General features: G+C 70.2%; 13 protein-coding genes. 10 read left to right on the plus strand and 3 right to left on the minus strand.

The features are described 5' to 3' along the window. The first annotated feature begins 69 nt into the window (after window positions 1–69). From ACIRRY_RS07385 to holA, 7 genes are all read left to right on the plus strand, one after another. On the plus strand, window positions 70–801 hold the full coding sequence (locus tag ACIRRY_RS07385) for a hypothetical protein (protein WP_403968906.1): 732 nt from the start codon (window positions 70–72) through the stop codon (window positions 799–801). Between the two features lie 108 nt (window positions 802–909). Further along, window positions 910–1,755, plus strand: coding sequence for a DegV family protein (locus ACIRRY_RS07390; protein WP_403968908.1), 846 nt, complete (start codon window positions 910–912; stop codon window positions 1,753–1,755). A 1,104-nt stretch (window positions 1,756–2,859) separates the two neighbouring features. Then, entirely contained in the window at window positions 2,860–3,714 is an 855-nt protein-coding gene (locus ACIRRY_RS07395; RefSeq protein WP_403968910.1) for a helix-hairpin-helix domain-containing protein, read from the plus strand. Between the two features lie 44 nt (window positions 3,715–3,758). Continuing rightward, on the plus strand, window positions 3,759–6,488 hold the full coding sequence (locus tag ACIRRY_RS07400) for a ComEC/Rec2 family competence protein (RefSeq protein ID WP_403968912.1): 2,730 nt from the start codon (window positions 3,759–3,761) through the stop codon (window positions 6,486–6,488). 74 nt (window positions 6,489–6,562) lie between these two features. After that, window positions 6,563–7,384: an arylamine N-acetyltransferase gene (locus ACIRRY_RS07405; RefSeq protein WP_403968914.1), complete on the plus strand. Its 822-nt coding sequence runs from the start codon at window positions 6,563–6,565 to the stop codon at window positions 7,382–7,384. A 100-nt stretch (window positions 7,385–7,484) separates the two neighbouring features. Then, window positions 7,485–7,730, plus strand: coding sequence for a hypothetical protein (locus ACIRRY_RS07410; RefSeq protein ID WP_403968916.1), 246 nt, complete (start codon window positions 7,485–7,487; stop codon window positions 7,728–7,730). An 83-nt stretch (window positions 7,731–7,813) separates the two neighbouring features. Further along, window positions 7,814–8,803: a DNA polymerase III subunit delta gene (gene holA / locus ACIRRY_RS07415; RefSeq protein ID WP_403968918.1), complete on the plus strand. Its 990-nt coding sequence runs from the start codon at window positions 7,814–7,816 to the stop codon at window positions 8,801–8,803. 439 nt (window positions 8,804–9,242) lie between these two features. Here the strand turns inward: holA and rpsT are convergent, their stop codons facing one another. Further along, window positions 9,243–9,509, minus strand: a complete 267-nt coding sequence (gene rpsT / locus ACIRRY_RS07420; RefSeq protein ID WP_329249620.1) for a 30S ribosomal protein S20 — start codon at window positions 9,507–9,509, stop codon at window positions 9,243–9,245. An 891-nt stretch (window positions 9,510–10,400) separates the two neighbouring features. Between rpsT and lepA the strand changes: the two genes are divergently transcribed. Together lepA and ACIRRY_RS07430 are read left to right on the plus strand one after the other, a co-directional pair. Beyond that, complete coding sequence (lepA, locus tag ACIRRY_RS07425) at window positions 10,401–12,275, plus strand: translation elongation factor 4 (RefSeq protein WP_403968921.1); 1,875 nt, start codon at window positions 10,401–10,403, stop codon at window positions 12,273–12,275. Between the two features lie 310 nt (window positions 12,276–12,585). After that, window positions 12,586–14,496 (plus strand): AMP-dependent synthetase/ligase, encoded by a 1,911-nt coding sequence (locus ACIRRY_RS07430; RefSeq protein WP_403968923.1) that lies wholly within the window; start codon window positions 12,586–12,588, stop codon window positions 14,494–14,496. A 108-nt stretch (window positions 14,497–14,604) separates the two neighbouring features. Here the strand turns inward: ACIRRY_RS07430 and ACIRRY_RS07435 are convergent, their stop codons facing one another. Continuing rightward, on the minus strand, window positions 14,605–15,180 hold the full coding sequence (locus tag ACIRRY_RS07435) for a two-component system response regulator (protein ID WP_403968925.1): 576 nt from the start codon (window positions 15,178–15,180) through the stop codon (window positions 14,605–14,607). Window positions 15,181–15,192: 12 nt separating this feature from the next. Further along, window positions 15,193–19,314 carry a HAMP domain-containing protein gene (locus tag ACIRRY_RS07440; RefSeq protein ID WP_403968927.1) on the minus strand — a complete coding sequence of 1,374 codons (4,122 nt, stop codon included), beginning with the start codon at window positions 19,312–19,314 and terminating at the stop codon, window positions 15,193–15,195. A 201-nt stretch (window positions 19,315–19,515) separates the two neighbouring features. On the opposite strand from ACIRRY_RS07440, the gene ACIRRY_RS07445 reads away from it, so the two are divergent. Continuing rightward, complete coding sequence (locus tag ACIRRY_RS07445) at window positions 19,516–21,444, plus strand: SpoIIE family protein phosphatase (RefSeq protein ID WP_403968928.1); 1,929 nt, start codon at window positions 19,516–19,518, stop codon at window positions 21,442–21,444. Window positions 21,445–21,468 lie beyond the last annotated feature (24 nt).

Here is a 21,468-nt window from a genome sequence, read left to right on the forward strand (position 1 = left end):
GGGCCTGCCCTTTGCGTTTACCGTTGAAGAGCGGCGCGGCGTGCGCCGCCCGGAGCCGGTGGAGGAGCGTTGGAAGCCGTGATCGCAGTCTTCGCCCTTCTCTTCCTGCTGTTCGTGGTCGTAGGCGGCTATGCGGCGGTCAAGGCGGTCGGCGCGGCCAAACGAGGCGTCGACCGTACGGTCGCGCAGGCCCGGCGCTCGGTCGAGGACCACACCCTGCGCGCCAAGTCCTTCGCCCAGCCCGGCCCGCAGGGACAGGTGGCCCAACTCCGGCTCGCGCTGCGGACGTCGATGCGCGCGACCCAGGACGCGCTGCACGCGGGCGTGACCGAGGACGAGTCCCTGAAGGAGTCCCTGGGCCTCTTCGAGCGGCTCAGCGCGCACGGCCGCGAACTCGACGGCGAACTCAGGCGACTGGAGTCCGAGCCGGACCGCGGGACGCTCGCCGAGCGGCTGCCCGCCCTGCGCGAGCGCACCGAGCGCATCACGAAGTCGGCGGACTCACTGCGCTGGGCGGCCCGCGACCGCGCCGGCCGCTTCGCGGAGGACGACCTGGACACACTGAGCGCCCAGATAGACGTGGAGGCGGGCGCCCTGCGGCACTGGACGAAGTCGGAGCACACGACGCCACCGTGGCCCGAAGCCCCGCCCGCCGACGCCGCGACGGGCCGCCAGACCTGGCCGGAGCCCCCGCGCTCCCGCCCCGCAACCGAGGAACCGGCCCCGTCCGCCATCACCCCGCCTGGACGGCGCCCCACCTATCCTTGGCAGAAGAAACCCCGTCCCGAGAGCACGACTTGATCGGGCGGCACGGATCGGTCCGTCGGTGCGGTGTGATCCGGCCGGTTCCGGCCCAGGTGAAAGGGGTCGGGCTGCCACCCGGCCGCTACGGCAGGTAACCTCCAGCTCATGTCCCGCCATGTCGCGATCGTCACCGATTCAACGGCCTACCTGCCGCCGCTGACGATGGAGCGCCACGGCATCACCGCGGTGCCGCTGACCGTGGTCCTCGGCGACCAGGCACTCGAAGAGGGCACCGAGATCTCGACCCGCTCCCTGGCCCAGGCCCTGCAGAAGCGACGCCCGGTCACCACCTCACGCCCCAGCCCCCAGCTCTTCGCGGAGACCTATCGCAAGGTCGCCGAGTCCGGCGCCACCGGCATCGTCTCCCTCCACCTCTCCGCCGAACTCTCGGGCACCTACGACGCGGCGGTCGTCGCCGCGCGTGAGGCACCGGTGCCGGTGCGGGTCGTGGACACCGGGATGGTCGCGATGGCACTCGGCTTCTGCGCACTCGCCGCGGCCGAGACGGCGGAGGCGGGCGGCACGGTGGACGAGGCGGTCACGGCCGCGGAGAAGCGGGCCGCGGGCACCTCCGCCTACTTCTACGTCGACACCCTCGACTATCTGCGCCGGGGCGGCCGTATCGGCGCGGCCCAGGCCCTGTTGGGCTCCGCGCTCGCCGTGAAGCCGCTGCTCCAGCTGGAGGGCGGGCGCATCGAACTCCTGGAGAAGGTACGGACGGCGTCGAAGGCGATCGCCCGCCTTGAAGAACTCGCGGCCGACCGGGCGGGCAGCGCCCAGGTCGACATCGCCGTGCACCATCTCTCCGCGCCCGAGCGGGCGTCGGCTCTCGCGGACCGGTTGCGGGCGCGGGTGCCGGGGCTGGCCGATCTGCATGTGAGTGAGGTCGGGGCGGTGATCGGGGCGCATACCGGGCCTGGGTTGTTGGGGGCCGTGGTTTCGCCTCGGTGACGGGGTTGCCTTGCCGATGACGGGTTTGCCGGGGCGGTGTTCGAGGGCTGATGCCTTGAGCCGGGCGCACTGAGGTGGTGCTTTGAACGGGCGTCCTGGACTGACGGCTTGGCCGGTTCCCCGTGCCGGTTCCCCGTGCCGGTTCCCCGCGCCGGTGACGCTCGTGTGGGTGACGGAGTTATCCACAACTGGGCGGTCGTCCCCGGGAATTGACCAAGATCATCGCGAAGTCGCGGAATGTCCGATCCTCGGCGCATGGCACTTCGATCACGCTCACACACAGCGACTGCGACCAGCGGCCCGGGCCGCGCCTCGTCCTCCGACGGCCGAACTCGGCATCGCCGCCGACCGACACGGGGGCGGGCACATCGCCAGGCATCGGCGGAGGAACTTCGGCGCCGGGCGGAACTGCTCTTCGGTGAACGGGGCGAGCAGCGGGGGGAGTTGGGGAATGGGCCGCCAGGTGGGGACGGCGGCGGTACAGGGGTTCGCGGGGGCGGAGGTGAGGGCTTTCGCGCGCCGGTGGCGGAGGGGGCGGGGCGTCTGAACTCGCCGGCTGGTGAGGGAGTGGTGGGTTCGCTTCTGCCTGCGGGCGAGGTCCTGAGGCGCTCGATCCCGTCTGCGGCTGAGGACTTGGGGTCTCCTGCTCTGCCTGTGGACGAGGTCGTGTGGGGTTCCCCTCCATCGGCGGGGGAGGGCAGGCGAAGTGTTCTTCCGTCGATGGGTGAAGCCGGGGGGTGTCCTGTTCCGGCCGTGACGCAGCCCGTGGGGAGTCTTCGTTCGCCGGGGGTTGGAGGGATGGGGTCTTCGTATTCGTTCGTGACTGATGGCGGGGGACGGCCTGTTGCGCCTGTGGTCAGGGCGGAGGGGCTTCGATTCCCGGCGCCGGTTGATGCGGGGCCTTGGGCCGTTCGGGAGCCGGAGCCGGAGCCGGAGCCGGAGTCTGGACCGGAGTTGGAGTCGGAGTCTGGGCCGGGGTTGGGCTCTGGGCCGGAGTCTGGGCCAGGGTCTGGGCCGGGGTCGGGTAAGCGGGCGATCCGGGTCGAGTCGCCGGTGGGTGTTGCCCTGGAGCCTGATGCCTTCTCGTACGCCGGAGGGGCCGGCGTGGCCCGAGACTCCGGAGAGTTCGGCGGCACCGGAGAGGTAGGGACAAGCGTCGTACGGGATCGTGCGGTGGGGGCCTGGCGGGAGCGGGTCGGGTCTGCTCTGCGGGAGCGGATGCCGGTGTGGGTGCAGACGCGGTGTGGGCTGGAGCGCCGGAACGTGATCGCGCTCGGTGTCCTGCTCGTGGTGGCCGCGGTCTTCGCCGTGCAGCACTTCTGGGTGGGCCGGACCCAGCCCGTGCGCGCCCCGGAGGTGGTGGGAGCGGCGTCCCCCTATGGAGACGGAGATGAGACCGGAGGCAGGGACAGCGGCAGCGGGGGCGTGGCTGCGGGCAAACAGAGCGGGTCGCGCGCCTCGTCGGCCGGAGCGCGGGGTGCTTCGGGCGCGACCGGCACCGAGATCGTCGTGGACGTCAGCGGCAAGGTCCGGGAGCCCGGGGTTCATCGGCTTCCCGCCGGTTCGCGGGTGACCGATGCGTTGCGCGCGGCGGGTGGGGTGCGTCCGGGCACCAGCACGGAAGGGCTCAACCGCGCTCGGTTCCTCGTGGACGGGGAACAGATCGTCGTCGGCGGTCCGGTCGCTGCGGCGGTGCCTGGTGCGGGAGGCGCGAGCAGCACGGGGGCGGCGGGCTCGGTGGGCTCCGCTGCGGGAGTTGTTCCAACGGCGCCGGTCTCCCTCAACACGGCCACCGCGGATCAGCTCAACACCCTGCCCGGCGTGGGACCGGTGCTCGCCCAGCACATCATCGACTACCGCACCCAGCACGGCGGTTTCCGCTCGGTGGATGAGCTCCGCCAGGTCAACGGCATCGGCGACCGCCGCTTCTCCGATCTGCGGGACCTGGTGCAGCCATGACTCCGGGATCCGGTGCGGTCACGCCCCCGGGATCCGGTGCGGCCATGCCCCCGGGATCCGGTGCGGTCACGCCCCACATGCACGACGACCCGCCCGAGCCCGCGATTCCCCGGCGCGCGGCACCGGACGACGTCTCCTCCTCCGCCCACCGAGCTGTACCCGCCACCTCACCCGCCCGTCGCCGCAACGTGCACGCCGCCTCCGGGAACCGGCGGGGGGCCGCACACCCCCAACAGGAAGGACCGACGGACCTGCGACTCGTACCGCCCGCACTCGCGGCCTGGGCGACGGCGGCGCTGGCGCTGGACGCGTCGCCGGCCTGGGTCACAGGGATCGCCGTCGCGACGCTGACGGTGGCGCTCGTACTGCTGCTGGTGACGCGACGGCGGGACAGTGCAGGCGGCAGCGGTACCTCTCCACAGTCGGACGCTGACCTCTCACCGGAAGGAGTTCGCCCCGCAGCGTCATGGCGGCAGGCCGCATGGCCCCGTGTCTCGATCGCCGCCCTTCTCCTCTCCATCGCCGCGGCCGCCGCTTCCGCCGGACTGCACGGAGCGGACCTGCGTCGAGGACCGGTGCCCGAACTGGCGCGGGAGTACGCGACCGCGACCGCGGAGGTGGAGATCGGTTCCGATCCACGGTTGACCCGGCCCCGGGTCAGCGGGGATCACGCGGCACCGGTCTCCGTGCTGATCGACGCCGAGGTGCGGCGGGTCGAAGAGATGGACGGGACGATCGTGGAGACACGGGCGCCGGTGCTGCTGATCGTCGACCCGAGCTCGTCCGGCAAGGGCGGGGGAGGGGTGGGCAGAGCGCGGGGTTCCGGCGGTGGGCCGGAGAGTTCGCCCTGGCTCGGGCTGCTTCCGTCCACGCGGGTGAAGGTGACCGCACGGTTGGCGCCCTCGCTGACGAGCGGGGACCGGGTCGCGGCCGTGCTGCGGGTACGGAACCAGCCGGTGCCGGAGGTGGTGGAGGGACCGTCCGGAGCGCAGCGGTTCGCGGGGCGGTTGCGGGCCGGGCTGCGTGCGGCCACCGACGGACTGCCGGGCGACGCGCGGGCGTTGCTGCCGGGACTGGTCGTCGGGGACACCGCGCGGATCACACCCGAGTTGGACGAGGCATTCAAGGAGACGGACCTGGCGCACACCCTCGCCGTCTCCGGAAGCAACCTCACCATCCTGCTCGCCCTCCTCATCGGACCACCCGGCCTCGCCCAGCACATCGAACGCCGGGGCCTGGCACCGCGCCTGGGCATCTCCCTCCGGGCGACCGCACTGCTCGGCGGGATCCTCACGCTCGGGTTCGTCGTCGTGTGCCGGCCCGACCCGAGCGTGCTGCGGGCCGCGGCCTGCGGTGCCGTAGCGCTGCTCGCCCTGGCGACCGGCCGCCGCAGATCACTGATCCCGGCCCTGGCGACGGCCGTACTGCTGCTGGTGCTCTACGACCCATGGCTGGCCCGCAGTTACGGCTTCCTGCTCTCCGTGCTGGCCACCGGTGCCCTGCTCACGCTCGCGCCGCGCTGGAGCGAGGCGCTGCGTCGGCACCGGGTTCCGCCGCGGCTGGCCGAGGCGCTGGCCGCCGCCGCTGCCGCGCAGGCGTTGTGCGCACCGGTCGTGGCCGTGCTGTCGGCGCGGGTGAGCCTGGTGGCGGTGCCGTGCAATCTGCTCGCGGAGATCGCCGTCGCGCCGGCCACGGTCCTGGGCTTCGCGGCACTGGCCGCGGCGCCGGTGGCGATGCCGGTGGCCAAGGTCCTTGCCTGGGGCGCGAGTTGGCCCACCGGATGGATCGCGGACGTGGCCCGGAGCGGCGCGGCGCTGCCGGGTGGGGGAGTGGACTGGCCGGGTAGTTGGACCGGGGCACTGCTGCTCGCCCTCTCGGTCGCGGCCCTCGTGCTGGTCGGGCGGCGGCTGTTGAAGCACTCCTGGCTGTGCGGTCTCTGCGGGTTGCTTCTGCTGCTGATCGTGGTGGAGCCTGCGCCGCTGACCCGGGTGATCACGGGATGGCCGCCGCCGGGCTGGCGGTTCGCGATGTGCGACGTCGGGCAGGGCGACGCGACGGTGCTCGCGGCGGGCAAGGGCACCGGCGTGGTCGTGGACGCCGGCCCCGATCCGAAGCTGGTCGACCAGTGTCTGCGCACCCTGGGTATCACCAGGATTCCGCTCGTCGTCCTCACCCACTTCCACGCCGACCATGTGGCAGGACTGCCCGGAGTGCTGCGTGGCCGTTCGGTGGGCGCCATCGAGACGACGTCCTTCGAAGAACCCGCGGAACAGGCCGAGTTCGTACGAAGGGCGGCGGCGGAACGGCACATCCCGATCACCCGGGCCGTAGCCGGGGAACAGCGACGCACTGGTTCGCTCTCCTGGCAGGTGCTGTGGCCCCCACCGCGCCCGGCGCCGGACCCGGACGGCCCGAACGACGCCAGCGTCGCACTCCTGGTACGGACGGCCGGACTCCGTCTGCTGCTGCTCGGGGACCTCGAACCCCCGGCCCAGCAGGAGCTGTTGAGGTCACCGGCGGCCGCGCTGCTGGGAGGCGTGGATGTGCTCAAGGTCGCCCATCATGGCTCGGCCTACCAAGATCCGGATCTGATACGGAAGGTGGCCCCACGGCTGGCGCTGATCTCCTGTGGTGAGAACAACGTGTATGGACACCCGGCCCCCAGCACGGTCGCGGCGCTGCGGGCCATGGGCACGGTGGTCCTGCGGACGGACGTGGACGGGGCGCTGGCGGTGGGAGGTGAGGGCGGCGGGCTTCGGGTGACACGGGAATGAGAGGGGCGACGGCCATGGGCATGGATGGGGCCGGTGACCTGCCGGCGAGCTGCGGGTGGCGCGAGACTGGGGGCATGAATCCCGCACAGGTTGATGCCTATCTCCGCCGGCTGGGAGTCCAGCACCCGGTCTCGCCCACCGTCGATGTCCTGCGCGAGCTGCATCTGCGCCATCTGCGGACCGTGCCCTTCGAGAATCTGTCGATCCATCTGGGAGAGGAGATCGTGCTGGAGGAGGACCGGCTGCTGGACAAGGTGGTGGGCGCGGGCCGGGGCGGGTTCTGCTACGAACTGAACGGACTGTTCGGCGCGTTGCTCACCGCGCTGGGCTTCGATGTCGCACTGCTCGCGGCGCGGGTGTACGGGGACGAAGGGCGGCCGGGGATTCCGTACGACCATCTCGCGCTGAAGGTGCGGACGGTGGACGGGGGAGTGTGGCTGGCCGACGTGGGGTTCGGGACGCACAGTCACTATCCGCTGGCCTTCGAGGAGCGGGGTGAACAGAAGGATCCCGGCGGCACGTTCAGGGTCGTCGCGTCTGGAGCGGATGCGGCCGGGGACCCGGACCCGGACCCGGACCGGGACCTGGATGTGGTCCGGAACGGAAGGCCCGAGTACCGGCTGGAGACGCGGCCCCGGTTGCTCGGTGACTTCGTGGCCGGAGCGTGGTGGCACAGCACCTCGCCTGCCTCGCACTTCACCCGGTCACTGGTCTGCTCACGGCTCATGGACGACGGCGGGCGGGTCACGCTCAGCGGTCGGGGCCTGACGGTGACGGGGGCGGACGGGACGCGGGACGCACGTGAACTGACCACGGACGAGGAGGTGTTGACGGTGTACCGGGAGCGGTTCGGGATCGAGTTGAGGGTGGTTCCCGAGGTGTGTGAGCCCGCATAAGCCCACATAAGCCCGTACAGGCCCGCATAGGTCACGCATGGATCCGCGCAGGCCCTGGGCGGGTTCGCGCGAAACCGTGGCCGTACCGGAAAATGTCCCCGTGAGTGATGTGAGACATGTGCTGGTGCTGCCCGATCGTGACGCGGCTCAGGAGGCGGCGGAGGTGCTCGGGAAGCGGTTCGCGCTGGACGAGGAACCGCGGCTGGTGCGGGACGCGCTGGCCGGTGAGGACGATGCCGAGGACGCGCAGTGGCTTCTCGTTCTGCGGGACGAGGACGGGCGGCTCGATCCCGCGGAGCTGGACGCGTTCGCGGGGGAGTGGGACGGCTGGCGCGAGGAGCCGTAGCGGTCCCGAGTCCGCATCCGAATCCATTACCGGTCCCCCGCATGCGGGACGCGTTGTCAGTGGCGCGTGCGATGCTTTACGAGATGGCCAGGAAGACTGCGAATGACGACCCTCTCGCCCCGGTGACGCTTGCCGTGGGCCAGGAGGACCTCCTGCTCGACCGTGCCGTGCGGGAGGTGGTGGCCGCCGCCAGGGCCTCCGACGCCGACACGGACGTACGTGACCTGACTTCGGACCAGTTGCAGCCCGGCACACTCGCCGAGTTGACCAGCCCGTCGCTCTTCGCGGAGCGCAAGGTCGTGATCGTACGCAACGCGCAGGACCTGTCCGCGGACACGATCAAGGACGTGAAGGCGTATCTCGGTGCGCCCGCCGAGGAGATCACCCTGGTGCTGTTGCACGCGGGTGGGGTCAAGGGCAAGGGGCTGCTCGATGCCGCGCGCAAGGTGGGGGCGCGGGAGGTGGCCTGCCCGAAGATGACGAAGCCGGCGGACCGGTTGGCCTTCGTCCGGGGCGAGTTCCGGGCGACCGGGAGGTCGGCCACGCCGGAGGCCTGCCAGGCGCTGGTCGACTCGATCGGCAGTGATCTGCGGGAGTTGGCGTCCGCGGTGACCCAGTTGGTCGCCGACATCGAGGGGACCATCGACGAGGCGGTCGTCGGGCGGTACTACACGGGGCGGGCCGAGGCGTCGAGCTTCACGGTCGCGGACCGGGCCGTGGAGGGGCGGGCGGCGGAGGCGCTGGAGGCATTGCGGTGGTCGTTGTCCACCGGGGTGGCGCCAGTGTTGATCACCAGCGCGTTGGCGCAGGGGGTGCGGGCGATCGGGAAGCTGTCGTCCGCGCGTGGGGGACGGCCGGCGGATCTGGCGCGTGAGCTGGGGATGCCGCCGTGGAAGATCGACCGGGTGCGGCAGCAGATGCGGGGGTGGACACCGGACGCGGTCTCCGTCGCGCTGCGGGCGGTGGCCGAGGCGGACGCGGGAGTGAAGGGCGGGGGGGACGATCCGGAGTACGCGTTGGAGAAGGCGGTCGTCGCGATCGCCCGGGTGGCCCGGTCACGGGGCCAGAACTAGGGCTAGGGCCAGGCGTATTGAACCGCAGGGTTGTCGACACGGCGGATCATGCCGTCGTGGACGCGGGGTATGGCACGACGATCTGCCGCGTCGCCCTCGGCCACCGGGGCGAGTCGAGCACCGGTTCCCTGGACTTTCCTCCGGCCTGCTCGCTCCGGCGGACAGACCCTGGCGGCTCTGCCCCTAGCGGCTCTGCCCCTGGGGCGGGACACCGCGCGGAGACGGGGGTGCCGCTGAGCGGAGACGGGGATGCAGCGACAGGGATGACCGGGAGGACGGGGACACAGCAATGCCCCCGAAGTGGGTCCGGGGGCACTGTACGTGGCGTGGCGACCACGATGTCTGTCCGTGAATCGAGGTAGAGGGCTCGACGTGTCCTCACGGTGGATTGCTACTGGTCCGGTCCGCGCGAGCGCGGGCCGAGGCAAGTGCGGAAGGATCAGCCCTTGAGCGCGGTGACCTTGGAAGCAAGCGCCGACTTCTTGTTGGCGGCCTGGTTCTTGTGGATGACGCCCTTCGCGACGGCCTTGTCGAGCTGACGCGCGGCAGCGCGCTGGTACTCGGTGGCCTTCTCGACGTCACCCGCGGTAGCGGCTTCGCGGGCCTTGCGGATCGCGGTCTTCAGGGAGGACTTGACGGCCTTGTTGCGCAGCCGAGCCTTCTCGTTGGTCTTGATCCGCTTGATCTGGGACTTGATGTTCGCCACGAATGAGCCTTTGCAGGTTCTGGCACGGGGCCGCACGGGTCCCGGGCCGATGATTTTCCTTGGGTCGCGTCTCGCGCCGAGAGGGCGGAGACACAGCTACTCAGGTTACCAGTCGGCCACCGGCCCGCCCAAACCGGCCCCCGAGAGGCCACCGCCACCGCCACAGCCACCGTCACCGCCTCATGCCGAGGCCAACCGGACGGCCACTCCCGCTCACCGGGTCCGGAACCAGTTCGCAAGAAGCCCGCCTGGAAGGGCGGCCTCACGGAATCCGCCCCCTTGAAGGTCCCGAGCCCCTGTCCGTTCACGCCGGCACCGAGGCATCAGCGCATCCCCGGGCAGTCCGCCACCGTCCCGACGTTCCGACCGTCCCCACTGTCCCCCGAGAGACCGACCAAATCCCCGCCCCCCGAACCCCTCCCCGCCAATCCCGGCGGGCGGCCCCGACCACCATCTCCCCTAGAGGCCCCAACTCCTCCCATCCCCACGGTTCCCCAAATCCTTACGGCCCCCAAGATCCCCAGACCTCGAAACCGCGTCCCCAACCACCCCGTACCACCCCAAATAACCACCCTCGGGTCACCTCGAACCACCCTCGGGTCACTCCACACAGTCCTCGGGTCACTCCACACAGTCCCCGGACCCGGGACCGTCCCCGAGCCACGCCCGCCCCCTCGGAAACCGCCCCTGAAACAACCCCCAAAACAACCCCCAAGGCCGCCCCGAAGCCGCCCCCCAAACCACACCCAACAGCCCCCCGACCCCCCACCCCCACCCACCCGCACCGTCCCAAACCGGACCGCACCTCCCACCCGTGGGACGATGGAGCCTACGTATCGATCCGACCCGAGACCGCAGACACTGCGGACGCCTCAAGAATCAGGACCCTGCGTGCCCGCGATCCCCAGCCATGTGCCCGAGCCGAGTCGTACCGACCCGGCGCTGATCCGCAATTTCTGCATCATCGCGCACATCGACCATGGCAAGTCCACGCTCGCCGACCGGATGCTCCAGCTGACCGGAGTGGTCGACCAGCGGCAGATGCGTGCTCAGTACCTCGACCGCATGGACATCGAGCGCGAGCGTGGCATCACGATCAAGTCCCAGGCCGTGCGTCTGCCGTGGGCCCCCACCGACGGGGCCGACGAGGGCAGCACGCACATCCTCAACATGATCGACACCCCGGGACACGTCGACTTCACGTACGAGGTCTCGCGGTCGCTCGCCGCCTGCGAGGGCACCGTGCTGCTCGTGGACGCCGCCCAGGGCATCGAGGCCCAGACCCTCGCCAACCTCTACCTGGCGATGGAGAACGAGCTCACGATCATTCCCGTACTGAACAAGATCGACCTGCCGGCCGCGCAGCCCGAGAAGTTCGCGGAGGAGCTGGCGAACCTGGTCGGCTGTGACCCCGAGGACGTTCTCAGGGTCTCCGCGAAGACCGGGCTCGGTGTCGACGCACTGCTGAACAAGGTCGTCAAGGAGGTCCCGGCGCCCGTCGGGAACGCGGACGCGCCCGCCCGCGCCATGATCTTCGACTCGGTCTACGACTCCTACCGCGGTGTCGTGACGTACATCAGGGTCATCGACGGGCTGCTCACCAAGCGCGAGAAGATCCGGATGATGTCCACGAACGCCACGCACGAGCTGCTGGAGATCGGGACGAACTCGCCGGAGATGCTCGGCGCGGACGGGCTCGGGGTCGGCGAGGTCGGCTATCTGATCACCGGTGTGAAGGACGTCCGCCAGTCCAAGGTCGGTGACACGATCACCACCCTGCACAAGGGCGCGACCGAGGCACTCGGCGGTTACAAGGACCCCAAGCCGATGGTCTTCTCGGGGCTGTATCCGCTGGACGGCTCGGACTACCCGGAGCTGCGCGAGGCCCTCGACAAGCTCCAGCTCAACGACGCCGCGCTGGTCTACGAGCCGGAGACCTCCGCCGCCCTCGGCTTCGGCTTCCGCGTCGGCTTCCTCGGGCTGCTGCACCTGGACGTGATCCGGGAGCGCCTGGAGCGCGAGTTCGGGCTCGACCTCATCGCGACCGCGCCGAACGTGGTGTACCGGGTCGACATGGAGGACGGCAGCGAGCACATCGTCACCAACCCGAGCGAGTTCCCCGAGGGGAAGATCGACAAGGTCTACGAGCCCGTCGTGCGCGCGACGATCCTCGCGCCGTCGGAGTTCATCGGGTCGATCATGGAGCTGTGCCAGACCCGGCGCGGCACCCTGCTCGGCATGGACTACCTCTCCGAGGACCGGGTCGAGATCCGCTACACGCTCCCCCTCGCGGAGATCGTCTTCGACTTCTTCGACCAGCTGAAGTCCAAGACCCGCGGCTACGCCTCGCTCGACTACGAGCCCACCGGCGAGGTCGACTCCAGCCTGGTCAAGGTCGACATCCTGCTGCACGGCGACAAGGTGGACGCCTTCTCGGCGATCACGCACAAGGACGCGGCGTACGCGTACGGCGTGCGGCTGGTCGCCAAGCTGCGCGAGCTGATCCCGCGGCAGGCCTTCGAGGTGCCCATCCAGGCGGCCATCGGCTCCCGGGTCATCGCCCGCGAGACCATCCGCGCCATCCGCAAGGACGTCCTCGCCAAGTGCTACGGCGGTGACATCTCCCGTAAGCGGAAGCTGCTGGAGAAGCAGAAGGAGGGCAAGAAGCGGATGAAGATGGTGGGTTCCGTGGAGGTTCCCCAGGAAGCCTTCATCGCGGTGCTGTCCAGCGACGACAGCGGTCCCGGAGCCAAGGGCAAGAAGTAGCGGTGATGCACAGGGCCCGTTGCGCTTTCGCGCGGCGGGCCCTATGTGCCGGCTCTGCACGAAGCGGCTGTGGCTCTGCACGAAGTGGCTGTGGCTCCGTACGAAATGGTCATGGCTCTGTAGGAAGTGACGGTCCGCCGCCCCTTACGCACCGGCCGGTCCCGGCTTACTCTGATCACTGCTCGATAGTTACTCGCGAGTTAAACAACAGCCGCATCGAGCCACAAACCACCGCATCGAGTCACAGCCGCATCGAGTCAACAGCCGCAGCAATGAGGTAGCCGCACTGTCGCGGGCCCCGGAGGATGTCGTGAGCGACACACAGACCCTGATCGAGAACCGTCCGCCGTCCGTGGCGGGCCTCTTCCTGGAGCGCGTGGCCGCCACGCCGGACGCCGAGGCCTACCGCTACCCGGTACCGGCGGCCTCCGGTGAGGGCCCCGACGAGTGGAAGTCGTTGACCTGGGCGCAGGCCGCCGAGCGGGTCTACGCCATCGCGGCCGGTCTGATCGAACTGGGCGTGGAGCCCGAGCAGCGCGTCGCCCTCGCCTCCGCCACCCGCGTCGAGTGGATCCTCGTCGACCTGGGCATCCTGTGCGCCGGCGCCGCCACGACCACGGTGTACCCGCAGACCAACGCCGACGAGTCGACGTTCATCCTCGCCGACTCCGGCAGCAGGATCCTGATCGCGGAGGACGCGGCACAGCTGGCCAAGGCACGCGAGAAGCGCGCCGACCTCCCCGAGCTGACGCATGTTGTCGTCATCGACCCGACCGGCGTGGAAACCGGCGGATCCGGAGGGTCTGGCGGGACCGGCGAGGCCGACGACTGGGTGCTGACCCTCGCCGAGCTGGAGCAGCGCGGCGCCGCGTACCTGGAGAAGAACCCGGACCTGATCAAGGAGCGGGTCGGGGCCATCACCAAGGACCAGCTCGCGACGATCATCTACACCTCGGGTACGACCGGCCGCCCCAAGGGTGTGCGGCTCCCGCACGACAACTGGTCGTACCTGGCGAAGGCGATCGCCGCGACCGGCCTGCTCGGCCCCGACGACGTGCAGTACCTGTGGCTCCCGCTCGCGCACGTCTTCGGCAAGGTGCTCACCTCCGGGCACATCGAGATCGGGCACGTCACCGCCGTCGACGGCCGGGTCGACAAGATCATCGAGAATCTGCCGGTCGTGCAGCCGACGTACATGGCGGCCGTCCCGCGCATCTTCGAGAAGGTCTACAACGGTGTCGCGGCCAAGGCGCGGGCCGGTGGCGGCGCCAAGTACAAGATCTTCCAGTGGGCGGCCGAGGTCGCCCGCGAGTACGCGAAGGTCACCCAGGACAACTTCCGCCGCACCGGCACGGCCACCGCGCCCTTCGGTCTCGCCGCCAAGCACAAGGTCGCCGACGCGCTGGTCTACGCGAAGATCCGCGAGGCCTTCGGCGGCAAGCTGCGCGCCTGTGTCTCCGGCTCGGCCGCGCTCGCGCCCGACATCGGCTACTTCTTCGCCGGCGCCGGCATCCACATCCTGGAGGGCTACGGCCTGACCGAGTCCTCCGCGGCCTCCTTCGTGAACCCGGGCGAGGCCTACCGCACCGGCACGGTCGGCAAGCCGCTGCCCGGCACGGAGGTGCGCATCGCGGACGACGGCGAGATCCTGCTGCGCGGCCCCGGCATCATGGAGGGCTACCACGGGCTGCCCGAGAAGACCGCCGAGGTCCTGGAGTCGGACGGCTGGTTCCACACCGGCGACATCGGCGAGCTGTCCCCGGACGGCTATCTGCGCATCACGGACCGCAAGAAGGACCTCATCAAGACGTCCGGCGGCAAGTACATCGCGCCCGCCGAGGTCGAGGGTCAGTTCAAGGCCGTCTGCCCGTACGTCTCCAACATCCTGGTGCACGGCGCCGACCGGAACTTCTGCACCGCCCTCATCGCCCTCGACGAGCCGTCCATCCTGGAGTGGGCCAAGGACAACGACCTCGCGGGCAAGTCCTACGCCGAGGTCGTCGCCGCCCCCGCGACGGTCGCCCTGATCGAGGGCTACGTCAAGGAACTCAACGAGGGCCTCCAGCGCTGGCAGACCATCAAGAAGTTCCGCCTCCTCCCGCGCGACCTCGACATCGAACACGGCGAGATCACCCCGAGCCTCAAGCTCAAGCGCCCGGTGGTGGAACGCGAGTACAAGCACCTGATCGACGAGATGTACGCAGGGTCGCGCGAGGCATGACGATGTGATGGGCCCCCGCGCCCCGAAGGGGCCGCGGGGGCCCATCAGGGGCGCGGGGAACTGCGCGACCAGCCCCCACCGGACGCGCACGAACCCACCACCCAGGGCCTAACGCCGCCGCAGATCTCTCACCAGCTGCCCCATCTCCCGCACCTGATCCCGAAGCCCCCGCACCTCTTCCACCGTGCTCGCAGCCATCCGCGCCTCAACCTCCTTGAGCCGCGACGCCAGTTCGTCGAACTGGCCCTGCTCACGCGCCAGCATCCGCTCCAACAACTGGTTCTTCCGGTGCAGTTCGAGAAAGACGGTCACCTTCGCCCGCAGCACCCACGGATCGAAGGGCTTGGTCAGATAGTCGGCGGCGCCCGTGGCGTAGCCCCGAAACGCGTACCCCGCGTCCGAATCCGTACCGGTCAGGAAGATGATCGGCACGTCCTTGGTCTGGTCGAGCCGTTTGATGTTGGCCGCGGTCTCGAACCCGTCCATGCCCGGCATCCGGATGTCGAGGAGGACCACCGCGAAGCGCTGCCGCAGCAGCGCCTTCATCGCCTCCTCGCCCGAACGCGCGCGCACCAGCGGCTCGTTGAGGGACCCCAGGACGGCCTCCAGCGCGACCAGGTTGTCCTCCATGTCGTCGACCAGGAGGATGGCGGCACTCTCTTCGGTCGTTGCCTCAGCGCTCATGATGACTGTGCCTCACTCAGTCGTCGGCGGTGCAGCCGTCTCTCCTGGCGTACCCGCATCCGCCCCCGCGATGTCCGCACCCTCGGGATCCAGCAGACCGCAGACCACGGTCAGCAACTGGTCGACATCCACCGGCTTCGGTACGTAGTCGTTGGCGCCCCGCGCGATGGACTTCTCCCGGTCGCCCGGCATCGCCTTGGCGGTGAGCGCGACGATGGGCAGCCCGGTCCAGCGCGGGGCGCGGCGGATGGCGGCGATGGTCTCGTAGCCGTCCATCTCCGGCATCATGATGTCCATCAGCACGAGTTCGACGTCGGGATTGCGCTCCAGGGTCTCGATGCCCTCGCGGCCGTTCTCCGCGTAGAGCACCGGCATCCCGACCCGGCCCAGCACATGGGTGAGCGCGAAGACGTTGCGGATGTCGTCGTCCACGATCAACACCCGCCGCCCCGGCAGCACTTGGCCCGCCCGCCCGGCCTTCCACGCCTCCAGTTTGGTGGGCGTCGGCCAGGAGTCGTCCACCTCGTACCCGGTGAACGGCTCGGAGGACAACTCCTCGGACAGCGAGGGCGGTTCCCGGTCCTCGGCGGCCTGCGAAAGCCCCGAGGTCCCCGAAGGCTCCGAGGCCAGCAAGGTCCGCCCCACCTGCCCGGCCTGCCCCGCCTCCGCGCCCCGTCCGGTCGCCGCGTGCCCCGGGCTGGCCACAGGGACGTACAACGTGAACGTCGAACCGCTCCCGGGCTCGCTCTCCGCGACGATACGGCCGCCGAGCAGCCCGGCGATCTCGCGGCTGATCGACAACCCCAGCCCCGTACCCCCGTACTTGCGGTTGGTCGTGCCGTCGGCCTGCTGGAACGCCTCGAAGATCACCGGGAGTTTCTCGGTGGCGATCCCGATACCGGTGTCGGAGACGGCGAACACGATGACCTCGTCGCTGTCCGTGGAGTAGAGGTGCTCGGGGTCCTTGACCCGGTTGACGCGGAGTTCGACCCGGCCCTTCGCGGTGAACTTGATCGCGTTGGACAGCAGGTTGCGCAGGATCTGCTGGAGCCGCTGCTCGTCCGACCACATCTCGCGCGGCACGTCCTCGCCCACCGACACCTCGAAGGAGAGCCCCCGGTCCAGGGTGAGCGGGCGGAACGTGGCGTGGACGTAGTCGAGGAGCTTGATGAGCGGAAGCCGCTTCGGGCGTACGTCCATCCGGCCGGCCTCGATCTTCGAAAGGTCGAGGATGTCGTTGATGAGCTGGAGCAGATCCGAGCCGGAGCGGTGGATCGTGGTCGCGAACTGCACTTCCTGGTCGGTGAGATGACCGTCCGGGTTGTCGGAGAGCAGCCGCGCCAGGATCAGCAGCGAGTTCAGCGGGGTGCGCAGCTCGTGGCTCATGTTCGCCAGGAACTCCGACTTGTACTGGGAGCTGGTCGCCAACAGCGCCGCCTTCTCCTCCAGTTCGGCGTTCGAGCGCTGCAACTCGGCCTGCTGCTTCTGGAGTTCGTCCGAACGTTCCTGCAACTGGATCGCGAGCCGCTGGGACTCGCCCAGCAGGGACTCGGTGCGGGAGTTGGCGATGATGGTGTTGATCGCGACGCCGATGGTGTTCACGAACTGGTCGAAGAACGCGAGGTGGACGTCGGAGAAGCGGGAGAAGGAGGCCAGTTCGATGACGCCGAGGAGCTTGTCCTCGAAGATGATCGGGATGATGACCACGCTCGCCGGTGCGGCTTCCCCGAGCCCGCTGTTGATCTTGATGTAGTCCGGCGGGGCCTCCTCCACCAGGATCCGCTTCTTCTCCCGCGCCGCCTGCCGCACCAGACCGTGCACCGGCATCCCGCCCGTGTCCACGGTCGCCCCCTGCGCCGACCCGTACCCGGCGATGAAGGCAAGTCCCTTGGCGGGGATGGCCGTTCGCAGGCTGTCCTCGTCCGGGTCGGCCAGGAAGAACGCCCCGTACTGCGCGTTCACCAGCGGCGTCAGCTCGCGCAGGATCAGGTCGGCGACCTCCATCAGGTCCCGGTGCCCCTGCATCAGCGCGGCGAGCCGGGCCAGGTTGGACTCCAGCCAGTCCTTCGCGCGGGTCGTCTCGCGGAGGTTGGCCACCATCAGGTTGATGTTGTTCTTCAGCTCGGTGACCTCGCCCTGGGTCTCCACCGTGATCGAGCGGGACATGTCGCCCTGCGCCACCGCCGAGGCCACCTCGGCGATCGCGCGGACCTGCGTGGTGAGGTTCAGCGCGAGTTCGTTCACGTTGGTCGTCAGACGCTTCCAGGTGCCGTAGACGCCCTCCACCCGTGCCTGGCCGCCGAGTTGGCCCTCGGAGCCGACCTCGCGCGCCACCCGGGTGACCTCGGAGGAGAAGGAGGAGAGGGTGTCGACCATCGTGTTGATGGTGGTCTTCAGCTCCAGGATCTCGCCGCGCGCGTCCACGTCGATCTTCTTCGACAGGTCGCCCTGTGCCACCGCGGTCGCGACCTGGGCGATGTTCCGTACCTGTGAAGTCAGGTTGTCGGCCATGTAGTTGACGTTGTCGGTCAGGTCCGCCCAGACCCCGGAGACGCCCAACACCTGGGCCCGGCCGCCCAGTCGGCCGTCGGTGCCGACCTCGCGGGCCACCCGGGTCACCTCGTCGGCGAAGGCGCGCAGTTGTTCCACCATCGTGTTGACGGTGTCCTTCAGTTCGAGGATCTCGCCGCGCGCGTCGACGGTGATCTTCTTCGAGAGGTCGCCGTTGGCGACGGCCGTCGTCACCTGGGCGATGTTGCGGACCTGCGAAGTCAGGTTCAGGGCCATGAAGTTGACGTTGTCCGTCAGGTCCTTCCAGACCCCGCTGACGCCCCGCACCTGCGCCTGCCCGCCGAGGTTGCCCTCCGTGCCGACCTCCCGCGCCACGCGCGTCACCTCGTCCGCGAAGGCGGAGAGCTGGTCCACCATCGTGTTGATCGTGGACTTCAGCTCCAGGATCTCGCCCTTGGCCTCCACCGTGATCTTCTTGCCGAGGTCGCCCTGCGCGACGGCGGTGGACACCAGCGCGATGTTCCGTACCTGTGAAGTCAGGTTGTCCGCCATGAAGTTGACGTTGTCGGTGAGGTCCTTCCAGACCCCGGACACGCCCCGCACCTGGGCGCGCCCGCCGAGGTTCCCCTCGGTGCCGACCTCGCGGGCGACGCGGGTCACCTCGTCGGCGAACGCGGAGAGTTGGTCGACCATCGTGTTGATGGTCGACTTCAGTTCGAGGATCTCGCCCTGCGCGTCCACGGTGATCTTCTGCGAGAGGTCGCCGTTGGCGACGGCGGTCGTCACCTGGGCGATGTTGCGGACCTGCGAAGTCAGGTTCGACGCCATGAAGTTGACGTTGTCGGTCAGGTCCTTCCAGACCCCGCTGACGCCCCGCACCTGCGCCCGCCCGCCCAACTGGCCCTCGGTGCCCACCTCGCGGGCGACGCGGGTCACCTCGTCGGCGAACGCGGAGAGCTGGTCGACCATCGTGTTCACGGTGAGCTTCAGTTCGAGCAGCTCACCGGTCGCCTCGACGGTGACCGTACGGGTCAGGTCACCGCGCGCCACCGCCGTCGTCACCAGGGCGATGTCCCGCACCTGCGCGGTCAGCCGGGACGCCATGGTGTTGACCGCCTCGGTCACGTCCCGCCAACTGCCCGACAGCCGCGTCACCTTGGCCCGGCCGCCGAGCCTGCCCTCGGTGCCGACCTCGCGGGCCACCCGGGTCACCTCGCCGGTGAACAGGGAGAGCTGGTCCACCATCCTGTTCACGGCCCGGCCCAGATGCCGTAGATCACCGCGCAACTGCCTGCTGCCGTCGTGCAGATCGACCCGCTGGGTCAGATCGCCGCCCGCGACCGCGTCCAGGACCCGGGTCGCGTTGGCGGCCGGGGCCACCAGGGCGTCGAGGAGTTGGTTGACATCGTTGACGCGGGAGGTCCAGCCGCCCTGGCCGGGGCTGGCCGAGAGGCGTTCGTCGAGGCGGCCGTGGCGCACCAGTTCCCGTTTGACGCGCTGGGTCTCCGCGTTGAAGTGGGTGCTGCGGTCCATGATCTGGTTGAAGACGGCGGTCAGTTCGGCCACTATGCCGTGACCTGTCTCCGGTGCCTTCGTGAAGTCGCCGTCCCGTGCCGCGGTCATCACGGCGAGCAGGGGACGGAGATCCGATGGTCGAATCCAGTCGTCCACGACGGATTCGTGTCCGTCTTCGAGCACACGCGTAGCACTGTTCTCACTCATGGTGGCCCACTTCGGTGACTCGGCGCTTATGGCCGCGGTCAGTCTGTCACTCTGTCCGCATCGACCGAGGTGTATTCGTCCGATCTGCTCGGGGAGCTGTCCATGGGGGCCATACCGACGCAACGGGAGACCACTTCGCGTGCTCCCGGCGCGCCCGCGCACCACGGCGCGGACCGACGTACGACGGTGCGCGCCACGCTGTCCGGAAGCTCCCTGGCGCCCGGTTCCGCCCGCGGTCTGGTGCGGGCCGCGCTCCACGAGTGGGCCGAACTCGGCCTGCCCGGAACCGAGTTCCTCACCGACCGGCTCGCCGACGACACGATGGTCGTCGTCAGCGAACTCGTCACCAACGCCGTCGTGCACGCGGGCACGGACGTGGAGCTGGTGTGCCGGCTGGAGGAGACGGACTCGATCGTCGTCGAGGTCGCCGACCACCACCCCTCCCGCGCCCCGCGCGACAACAACACCGAACCGGCTTACGAGACACCGGAGTTCGGGCGCGGCCTACGGCTCGTCTCCACCCTCGCCGAGGCCTGGGGCGTCACCTACCGCACCGGCACCAAGACCGTCTGGGCCCGGCTGTCCGCCCAAGGCACCCTGGCCGTCGAGGAGTTGGGGCCGTACGCCGTGGAACGCGGCCTGCGCGTCGCCGAGATCCTCGCCCCCGAACCCCAGCGCGCCGAACGCGACCGGGACTGGCTGGGCCGCGGCGCCCTCTCCTTCCTCGCCGAGGCCTCCGACCTTCTCGCCGGACAGCTCGACGAGGACCTCGTCGCCGCGCTCGCCGGACAGCTGATCGTGCCGAGGCTCGCCGACTGGTGCGCCGTATGGCTGGAGGACGAGGCGCTGGGCCGATGGGGGTCCCCCCGGTCGAGCGGAGCCGAGAGTGGGGGAGGCTGGAGCGAGGACGCCGGGGCCGGCGCCGGGCCGCGTCTCGCCCGCGTCTGGCACGGCAGCGAGAACCGCATCGAGGAGCTGCGCGAGGCCCTGGAGAAGGACCCGCCCCGCCCGCCGGACTCGCTGCGGCCCGTGTCCTACCCCTGGCCCGCCGACGCCCTCGGCCCGCACGGCACCTACGGCGCGGCCCTGGCGTACCGGCTGATCGCGGGCGGCCGGCCGCTGGGCACGCTGGTCATCGGACGGTCAGGGCTGCCGTGCTTCCCCGACGAGGTCACCGGCCTGGTCGAGGACCTCAGCCGCCGGGTCGCGCTCGCGATCGGCGCGGCCCGCCAGTACGCCCGCCAGGCCACCATCAGCCGCGTCCTCCAGCGCGGCCTGCTGCCCGGCGCGGTCGCCGAGATCCCCGGCGTGCACAGCGCCCTCGTCTACGAACCGTGCGACAAGGGCGGCCCCAGCGGCGACTTCTACGACCTGTTCCCGGCCGGCGACGGCCGCTGGTGCTTCGCCCTCGGCGACGTCCAGGGCAAGGGCCCCGAGGCCGCCGTGTTCATCGGCCTCGCCCGCCCCTGGCTGCGCCTCCTCGCCCGCGAGGGCTATCGCGTCGCCGACGTCCTCGACCGCCTCAACCAGCTCCTCCTCGACGACGCCACCGAGGCCGCCGAAGCGGCGGCCCACGCCCTGGTGGCCGCTCGCGGCATGCCGGGCCCGGTCGGCGACGGCCCCCGCTTCCTCTCCCTCCTCTACGGCGAGCTCGTCCCCTTCGACGGTGGCGTCCGCTGCACCCTCGCCTCCGCCGGACACCCGCTGCCACTGCTCCTCGGCCCGGACGGCAGCGTCGCTACGGCAGCCCGCCCGCAGACCCTCCTCGGCGTCGTCGAGGACGCCACCTACACCAGCGAGACCTTCGAACTCCGGCCCGGCGACAGCCTGTTGTGCGTCACGGACGGCGTGACCGAGCGGCGCTCCGGCTCCGTCCAGTTCGACGACGGCGACGGGCTCGCGACCGCGCTCGCCGGGTGCGCGGGGCTGAACGCCGAGCTGATCGCGGAGCGGATCAAACGGCTGGTGCACGAGTTCGGCGGCCGTCCGCCGGAGGACGACATGGCGCTGCTGGTGCTCCAGGCGGAGTAGTCCGCCCGCGTGCGGGACAATGGA

The sequence above is a fragment of the Streptomyces sp. NPDC101776 genome, assembly GCF_044766845.1.
Taxonomy (GTDB): domain Bacteria; phylum Actinomycetota; class Actinomycetes; order Streptomycetales; family Streptomycetaceae; genus Streptomyces.

Bases quoted from the DNA above. Each gene is read 5' to 3' on its own strand.
- ACIRRY_RS07390 (WP_403968908.1), top strand. From the start codon at position 910: ATGTCCCGCCATGTCGCGATCGTCACCGATTCAACGGCCTACCTGCCG.
- ACIRRY_RS07400 (WP_403968912.1), top strand. From the start codon at position 3,759: ATGCCCCCGGGATCCGGTGCGGTCACGCCCCACATGCACGACGACCCG.
- ACIRRY_RS07405 (WP_403968914.1), top strand. From the start codon at position 6,563: ATGAATCCCGCACAGGTTGATGCCTATCTCCGCCGGCTGGGAGTCCAG.
- holA (WP_403968918.1), top strand. From the start codon at position 7,814: ATGGCCAGGAAGACTGCGAATGACGACCCTCTCGCCCCGGTGACGCTT.
- ACIRRY_RS07435 (WP_403968925.1), bottom strand. From the start codon at position 15,180: ATGAGCGCTGAGGCAACGACCGAAGAGAGTGCCGCCATCCTCCTGGTC.
- ACIRRY_RS07440 (WP_403968927.1), bottom strand. From the start codon at position 19,314: ATGACCGCGGCACGGGACGGCGACTTCACGAAGGCACCGGAGACAGGT.
- ACIRRY_RS07445 (WP_403968928.1), top strand. From the start codon at position 19,516: ATGGGGGCCATACCGACGCAACGGGAGACCACTTCGCGTGCTCCCGGC.